2 protein-coding genes are annotated in these 2,268 nt (G+C 74.8%); both read left to right on the forward strand.

The genetic code is table 11. The features are described 5' to 3' along the window. The first annotated feature begins 115 nt into the window (after positions 1–115). Complete coding sequence (locus MXD58_RS29580) at positions 116–967, forward strand: RecB family exonuclease (RefSeq protein ID WP_248836826.1); 852 nt, start codon at positions 116–118, stop codon at positions 965–967. 91 nt (positions 968–1,058) lie between these two features. Then, the gene (locus tag MXD58_RS29585; protein ID WP_284679008.1) at positions 1,059–2,204 is read left to right on the forward strand and encodes a pyridoxal phosphate-dependent aminotransferase; all 1,146 of its coding nucleotides are present in this window, start codon (positions 1,059–1,061) and stop codon (positions 2,202–2,204) included. Positions 2,205–2,268 lie beyond the last annotated feature (64 nt).

A 2,268-nucleotide genomic window follows, 5' to 3' on the forward strand; every position in this document is an offset into this window, starting at 1 on the left:
GCCGACCCGGCCGGCCCGCCGAGGCGCCCGGCGCGGGAGCGGCCATCGGTGGCCCGGTGTCCGAACCGGTGGGTTGACCGGCGGCGCCGGGCCGGGCCGATGCGATGATCGGACGATGGCACAGATGGAGCTCGCCGGCATGCCCCGCAGGCTGTTCGCCTGTACGCCGTCGCGGCTGGCGGCCTACGAGGACTGCCCCCGCCGGTACCGGATGATCTATCTCGACCGGCCGAAGCCGCCGAAGGGGCCGGCCTGGGCGCACACGTCGGTCGGCGTGAGCGTGCACAACACGCTGCGCAGGTGGTGGGAGGAGCCGTTCGAGCGGCGTACCCCGGCGCGGGCGGCGCAGCTCGCGCGGCTGCTCTGGGTCGAGGAGGGCTTCCGGGACGCCGCACACTCGGCGAGCTGGCGGGAACGGGCGGCCGAGATGGTCGCCGGCTACGTCAGCGGGCTCGACCCGGCGGCCGAGCCGCGCGGCGTCGAGCGCTCGGTGGCCGCCCGCACCGACGCGCTGGCCTTCTCCGGCCGGGTCGACCGCCTCGACGAGCGCGACGGCGAGCTCGTCGTCGTCGACTACAAGACGGGCCGGCGTCCCCTCACCGACGTCGACGCCCGGTCCTCCCCGGCGCTGGCGCTCTACGCGCTCGCCGCCGGGCGGATGCTGCGCCGGGCCTGCCGCCGGGTCGAGCTGCACCATCTGCCCACCGGCCAGGTCGCCGTCGCCGAGCACACCGAGGAGTCGATCGCCCGGCACGTCCGCCGCGCCGAGTCGGTCGCCGCCGACGCGGTCGCCGCCACCGAGGCGCTGCGTACGGGCGCCGACGCCGACCGCGCCTTCCCGCCGCGCCCCGGCAGCCTGTGCTCCTGGTGCGACTTCCGGACGCTGTGCCCCGAAGGCCAGCTGGTCGGGCCGCAGCGCCAACCCTGGGACGCCCTCGGCGACGAACCGGCGCCCGCCGGCACCTGACGCTCCGCCGCGGCGGGCGCGGGGATGCCACCATGGGGCCGTGTCCGAACTGACCGCGCCACCCACGACGCCACGGGTCTCCGCGAAGGCGATGACCTTCACCGAGTCCGTGATCCGGGAGATGACCCGGCTCGCCCTCGCGCACGACGCGGTGAACCTGGCCCAGGGATTCCCCGACTTCTCCTGCCCGCCGCAGCTCAAGGAGGCGGCCAGGGCCGCCATCGACGCGGACGTCAACCAGTATGCGATCACCTGGGGCGCGGCGGAGTTCCGCGCGGCGATCGCGGCGAAGGTCGCCCGGACCTACCCGGGCTGGACGGTCGACCCGGACACGCAGCTCTGCGTCACCTGCGGCTCGACCGAGGCGATGATCGCCACGATGCTGGCGCTGGTCGACCCCGGCGACGAGGTCATCGTGTTCGAGCCGTTCTACGAGAACTACGGGCCGGACACGATCCTGTCCGGCGCCCGGCCGCGCCTCGTCCGCCTGCACGCCCCGGACTGGTCGATCGACCCCGCCGAACTGCGCGCGGCCTTCAGTGACCGCACCCGCGCGATCATCCTGAACACCCCGCACAACCCGACCGGCAAGGTACTGCGCCGCGAGGAGCTGGAACTGGTCGCCGAGCTCTGCCAGCGCCACGACGTACTGGTCATCACCGACGAGATCTACGAGCACATCCACTACCTCGGCCCCGGCGGCCACCTCCCGCCCGCGATGGTCCCCGGCCTGGAGGACCGCACCGTCACCATCAACGCGCTGTCGAAGACGTACGCGGTGACCGGCTGGCGGGTGGGCTGGACGATCGCGCCGCCGGCCTACACCGCGGCGATCCGCAAGGTCCACGACTTCCTGACCGTCGGGGCGGCGGCCCCGCTGCAGGCCGGCGGTGTGGCGGCGATGGGGCTGCCGGCGTCGTACTACGACGAGCTCGCCGCGGCCTACCGGGAGCGGCGCGACCTGCTCTGCGCCTCGCTGGCGGCGACGGGCTTCACCTTCCGTGAGCCCGACGGCGCCTACTACGTGATGTGTGACACCCGGGCGGTCGACCCGGCCGGCGACGACGTGGCCCTGGTACGGCGCCTGATCACCGACATCGGCGTCGCCGCGGTGCCCGGTTCGTCGTTCTTCGCCGACCCCGCCGACGGGCGGCACATCATCCGCTTTGGCTTCCCGAAGAAGCTGACCACGCTGCGGGCGGCCGCCGAGCGCCTCACCCGCCTCACGAGCGGCTGACGCCAGGCGCCGGCGCCGGCGGGCGGGGCAGGGGATAGCCGGCGGCGGCGGCGCGGGCATGGCC

This window comes from Frankia sp. AgKG'84/4, from assembly GCF_023242965.2.
Lineage (GTDB): Bacteria > Actinomycetota > Actinomycetes > Frankiales > Frankiaceae > Frankia.